The following is a 5073-nucleotide window of genomic DNA, read 5'->3' on the forward strand; positions in this document are numbered from 1 at the left end:
ACTGAACCGCGGCAAACACCCCGCGGTACCGCATCCGGCGCAGCAATCCCTCTTCGCATCAATGACATAGCGAGATGTGCGTTCTGATGAGCAGTTGTACAACACCATTCATCCGCACTCCGGCCTGCGCATGCTCTCGCCCAGAGAGTTCCTCAGCCGGAGTGCCTAAACCCGCCCCGCCGCCTGTCCGGTCAGACAGGGTGCACTCCACAGACATCGTGAGGGTGCCGAGCCTAATATGATCCCGTTCAAGAGCCCCGCGCTGGGGCTCCGTTAGGGCGGAGACGAGCCGTGTCGGAATGGCAGCCAATCGAGACGGCCCCGCGTGATGACACGTGGCTCTTGCTCAGCGGTGGCACGGTCGATTGGGCGGATTACGCCTTCGGGATCACCTGCCCACCTGTCGTTGTGGCCTGTCGCAGGAGCGAGGAATGGATCGTCTCTCTCGCCGACGGTGGATACCAGCTGACGCGCTACAGGAACCCGACCCATTGGATGCCGCTCCCCGCAACCTCCTCCTCAAATGAGGCGCCGACAGAGGTCAGAAGGGAGGTGCCCAACGTGCCTGAGAGGTCGAGCCCATACGTGAAGCCACGCCCCGTCCGTCGCACGCGTTAACATACTGGTCCACACCCGCAATGCGGCCACGACCGGCAGCGGCATGCTCCTTATCCCTCTGCAGCCGGCGCCTGCTGCCGCGGCGCGAGGTCGGGGCGCAGGACGATACTGCGCCAGCCTGGACGGGCAAGGGTTAGCGAGCGAACTCGGGAACACAGCTTGAGCGGCTCCCCTGGTTTTGGTTCCCGCTCCTCTCCACGTCATCAGGATCGGCGGAGTGGTGGACTGTCGTGCTACTCTCGGCAGAGGATCGGTTCGAGGCTCCAAGGCAGAGCTGCAAGGCATCGAGAGCGAGATTGCAGCTCTGCGCACGAAGACTGCGACCTACACCTCGCACGCGATACATGCCGCGCAGTGTTGATCGGGTACGCCACGCCTTCAGGAGGCCGTGCGAAGGTTCGCGTAGGGAGGGCGTTGCGGAACCATCTCGGGGCGACCGCCAAGCCCCTGCGCGCGACTGCACGGAGGATTGCCTGCCGACAATGACGGGCAGAGCATCCCATGCCTGACCCGCAAGGGAGGCACTCATGTCGGTGGTGAAATTCCTCGAACTGTCAGCCCAATCCTCGCAAGGCTACGAAGACGCGATCAAGCAGGCGGTCGAGCGCGCATCCAGCACGCTGCGCGGCATCCAGTCCGTCTGGGTCAAGGAGTTCGAGGCCGTCGTGGAGAACGACAAGGTGACCCAGTTCCGGGTCAACCTGAAAATCTCGTTCCTGCTGCTCGAGGGCGCTGGCGGGAGCTGAACGCGCCGCTCTGCTTGAGCCGTTCAGCGGCCTTGCAGATCACGCGAGGATGAAACCAAAGCACGAGTGTCGGCGTTGAGCGCGGCTGCTGCCCTGGAGCCCTGGATGGTTGGATCGTATCAGTAGCGCCGCTCCATCCGTCGGTCGTGCCGGTCCATCCTCCGTTCCTGCCGATGCATCTGTCGGTGCATCCGCCGGTCGTGTCGATCCATCCTTCGGTTGTGCCGACGCTCCATTCCTAGGGTCTGCGTCTTGATGACCAGCCCCTCTGCCACGCCAGACGCTTCAACGGCCGGTCGAGAATTGCTGAGTGGAGCAGCCTTGGCTCCGCTTCCCAGTCCAAGCGCAAGCGCCGCAGCGATAGAGAGCCCCGCAAGTTTCAGATACGACATAGCCCTCTCCCTCGTCTCATCGCGGCCACCAGAACCGGCACCGCCACCTCATTCTTGCAGTTTCTGCGTGCACTGCTTGATCGGACGAGCCGATCTGAACGGAATGCGGAGCGCTCCATAACGCCCAATCCACGCAGGCGGCTGACGAAGGGCTCGTCCGCAAGATGCGGCCAGCCCCGGTCACTGCGGACAATTCGCAATCAGACGGGGAGCGCGCCTACCGCGACCGCTACGGCAACGTGACCCAGATGCGGACCGCCGCCATCAACCGCAAGCCGGCCGAGGCGCCTGCGAACTGGCCATCGGTTTGCACGTTCCCATGCATGTCCTTCTATCGAGTCACGATCTGCGCCCACGGGCGCATGCGAGAAGTCAGCGCCATCTGTGAACGCGAGGTTGCTCTCGCCGCGGAGTCGATCCTGCGCCAGTGCGACGACGTCATGCCGGTCGGCTGCGCAGTCGACGGCCCCGATCCAGCTGCGAGAAGGCGCCTGACCGGCTACCTCAATGACGTGAGGCTCGAGTTGCTGATGGCGCCATAGCGAGCTGTCGTGCCTTCTTCCGTTCGCTCTGAGCGATTGCCGCCCCAAACCCGCAGGGGCACATACGAGCACGTCTCCACCCTGCACGAGGTTGGATTCCTCCGGGTGATGCTGGCTCGTGCGGTCGGGGCACCGGAACCGACGTTGCACCTGCTGCTCGACGGGATCACGGGGCAGGCCGACCCAGTAGCTTTGGCGGGCGTCACCGACGACGAGATGGGCCGGATAATCATTGAGCCCATGGCTGATCTGGTCGACGCGACGATCCGGGCCCTGGCTGGTCCTGATGCCGGATAGCCCGTCCGGCCGCGAGGATGGCGAAGCGCGGAACGGCCGAGGGTACGGCCCGTTGGTCCTGTGCACGCCCTGCCTCACCGGGGCGTACGGTCAATGAGACCTCCCCTTGCCTTGGCTCCGGCCGGGGCTTTTCTTTGTGGCAGGATCGCTCAGGAAGCCCGCGAGCCCTTTCCGGCTCCGACCCGTCCGAACCGCTGCAGGCCGCTGACGGGCCAATTCTGGGCGCTGGCGAGGCATCGGCGATTTGCGAGGGTTCGCTTCACGGTGAAGCAAACTTCCAGCCGGCAGCATCAGCTCACGAGCCCGGCAAGGTTCAGCGGGTCCTCAATCGCGCCCCGCCAGCAGCCGCTCAACGGTCTTCAATCCATCCCTCGTAGCCTCTGTCTCGGACGGGTGGGAGCGGTCAGAGCGCTGCAGCATTCTCCCGTGCTTGCGAATGGCCCATTGCCATCGTCCGGGCTTGCTGGGGATCGGCTGCACGTCCAGGCTGTAGGGGTGCAGGTCGTTCGGTTCGGTCATGATCAGGCTTATCGCACGCCCCTGCGCCTGATGCGATAACCTGGATGGCAAAGGCGCTTTCCCGTGAGCCCCGCGATCTCCAGGCTCGACATCGTGAGCGGGATTGCATCGACGGCGTGCAAACAGGCGCCCCGCCGTGTGGCGCCAAAGGGCCGAAACCTCCTAGCCACGCTGGCGCGCTATTCAGGCGGCTTCTTTAGGTTCGCGCCCGGCGTGGTCAGCGGTTTCAAATGGAAGTGCCGCCGGTCACCCGTGACGGCCTCGGCTAGCCCGTCGATCGCGTCCACGATGCCATTCGCGGCTTGATAGACGGGGTTGCCGACCGGGGCCTGGGCCAGGACGCGGATACATTCAAGCCGCCAGCGCTCGGCCTTGTCGAGGAAGGCGCGCTGCTCGGCGCCAACGAAAGTCCGACTGCGTGCCATGACGACCCCGTTCGGCTACCTACACAACAGTTAGAACAAACGGCGAACCCGGCAAGCGCGCTGATCACAGGCTGACGCCGCCGCTCCGGCCGAGCATGCCCAAGGCTGTGAGCTTGCGGGTCAGGCGTCCGTGCCGGAGTTCCGCTCGACGAGCTTCGGGGCCACGCGCATCGCGTCGGGCTGCCTCGACCGCGTTGGCCGCGTCGTTGAGGATCATGGCCGGCTCCGATGTTGGAGCGGCAAGCTCGGCCGGTATGCCTAACGACCCGTAAACGCCAGCATCATCGTGTTTGCAACAGGCCCCATCTGTGCGCCTGAGACCGAACTAGTTCAGGCGCAACCGTCATGCTGCAGCTCCGCGGCTCGGCATGCGCCGCCTAACGCCCGTTCCCATAATTCCCCTTACGCGAATAACGCACCGCCACGACGGTCATTGGTGCCGCCCAAAGTCCTGTGATTTCTGTCACAGTCTCCGCTTCGCCGTCTCCTCATAACACCCTCATGAGCCGAAACGATCGGCCCAAATCAAAGAGGTTATTATGGCTCGATCAGTTCGGATGATGGCAGCGGCTCTGGCGCTCGGTGCCGCCGCTCTTGGTGCAACCGAAGCATCCGCACGGGGTGGTTTCGGTGGCGGCGGATTTGGCGGCCACGGCGGTGGGTTTGGTGGAGGCCGCGGCGGTTTCGGGGGCGGCTTCGGTCATCACGGTGGCTTCCATCATCACGGCGGCTTTGGCCACCGCTTCGGTTGGGGACCGCGGTTCGTCGGCTACGGCAGCTACGGCTGCTACGTCAAGCGCTTCATCGACGAGGATGGAGACATAGTTGTCCGGAAGATCTGCGACTGAGCGTCTGGTCTCCGAGACAGAATCGCGCGGCTAGCTTTGCCTCCGGTCGCGCGATTCCCATCGAACTCACCCGCAAATCCTCACGACATAGCGCTGGCCCGATTCAGGCCGTCCGAACACTTCTCTGATAGTGGTTTTCCATTCCATAATCTCAGTTGCGATCTCATTTGTGCGAACGCTGCGCAGTCTTGCGCGAACGATCCCTCTCCGGCAGCCCGTTAATGGGCCGCGGTGGTAATCCGGGAGATTGCTTGCCCGCCTTGGTGGGCTGGATCATCTCTCTGACATGCGGGTGAAGCAGGCGACGGTTGGGCTCACCCAACCGGCGGCGGGGCAGCACCGTCCCACCCGCTCCAATCTCCTTCTAGCACTGATCCAGGCGTTGCGCCAAGCCTAGCCTCTGCGCCCGCAAGTGGCGTTTCCATAAACCCGCTTACGCGGGCGTACGCGCGAATACCCTTACGGCGAAGGCACTGGCGTGGTCCTCGTTCGCAACGCATGCTGACGGACTAGCGGGGGAATCTTGTCATGTCTTGGATCGGATGGCTCCTCGGTCGTCTGTCGGGAGGCACGGGCACTGTGAGACCCGTTCTTCTCCGCAGGAGCGGGCAACAGCATCGTGTCAGAACGTCGGGCTCGGGGTCAGAACCACTAGTTGCCGATCCATCGTGCGAGCAATTACGCGG

The 5073-nt window shown here is 63.9% G+C and carries 7 protein-coding genes; 3 read left to right on the forward strand and 4 right to left on the reverse strand.

Annotated features, from left to right (window positions below):
• Positions 1-1145: 1145 nt before the first annotated feature.
• The 3 genes from WDW90_RS34745 to WDW90_RS34755 all read left to right on the forward strand — a co-directional run bounded on the left by WDW90_RS34745 (position 1146) and on the right by WDW90_RS34755 (position 2595).
• Complete coding sequence (locus WDW90_RS34745) at positions 1146-1364, forward strand: dodecin family protein (protein ID WP_336492287.1); 219 nt, start codon at positions 1146-1148, stop codon at positions 1362-1364.
• 556 nt (positions 1365-1920) lie between these two features.
• Positions 1921-2298 (forward strand): hypothetical protein, encoded by a 378-nt coding sequence (locus WDW90_RS34750; protein ID WP_336492289.1) that lies wholly within the window; start codon positions 1921-1923, stop codon positions 2296-2298.
• Positions 2299-2442: 144 nt separating this feature from the next.
• Positions 2443-2595, forward strand: a complete 153-nt coding sequence (locus WDW90_RS34755) for a hypothetical protein (RefSeq protein WP_336492290.1) — start codon at positions 2443-2445, stop codon at positions 2593-2595.
• Between the two features lie 324 nt (positions 2596-2919).
• On the opposite strand, the gene WDW90_RS34760 is transcribed toward WDW90_RS34755, so the two are convergent.
• From WDW90_RS34760 to WDW90_RS34775, 4 genes are all read right to left on the reverse strand, one after another.
• Positions 2920-3114, reverse strand: a complete 195-nt coding sequence (locus tag WDW90_RS34760) for a hypothetical protein (RefSeq protein WP_336492291.1) — start codon at positions 3112-3114, stop codon at positions 2920-2922.
• Between the two features lie 179 nt (positions 3115-3293).
• Positions 3294-3539: a hypothetical protein gene (locus WDW90_RS34765; RefSeq protein WP_336492292.1), complete on the reverse strand. Its 246-nt coding sequence runs from the start codon at positions 3537-3539 to the stop codon at positions 3294-3296.
• A gap of 64 nt (positions 3540-3603) precedes the next feature.
• Positions 3604-3756: a hypothetical protein gene (locus WDW90_RS34770; RefSeq protein WP_336492293.1), complete on the reverse strand. Its 153-nt coding sequence runs from the start codon at positions 3754-3756 to the stop codon at positions 3604-3606.
• 331 nt (positions 3757-4087) lie between these two features.
• Positions 4088-4279, reverse strand: a complete 192-nt coding sequence (locus WDW90_RS34775; protein ID WP_336492294.1) for a hypothetical protein — start codon at positions 4277-4279, stop codon at positions 4088-4090.
• Between the last annotated feature and the right edge of the window lie 794 nt (positions 4280-5073).

This window comes from Methylobacterium nigriterrae, from assembly GCF_037106235.1.
Classification (GTDB): domain Bacteria; phylum Pseudomonadota; class Alphaproteobacteria; order Rhizobiales; family Beijerinckiaceae; genus Methylobacterium; species Methylobacterium nigriterrae.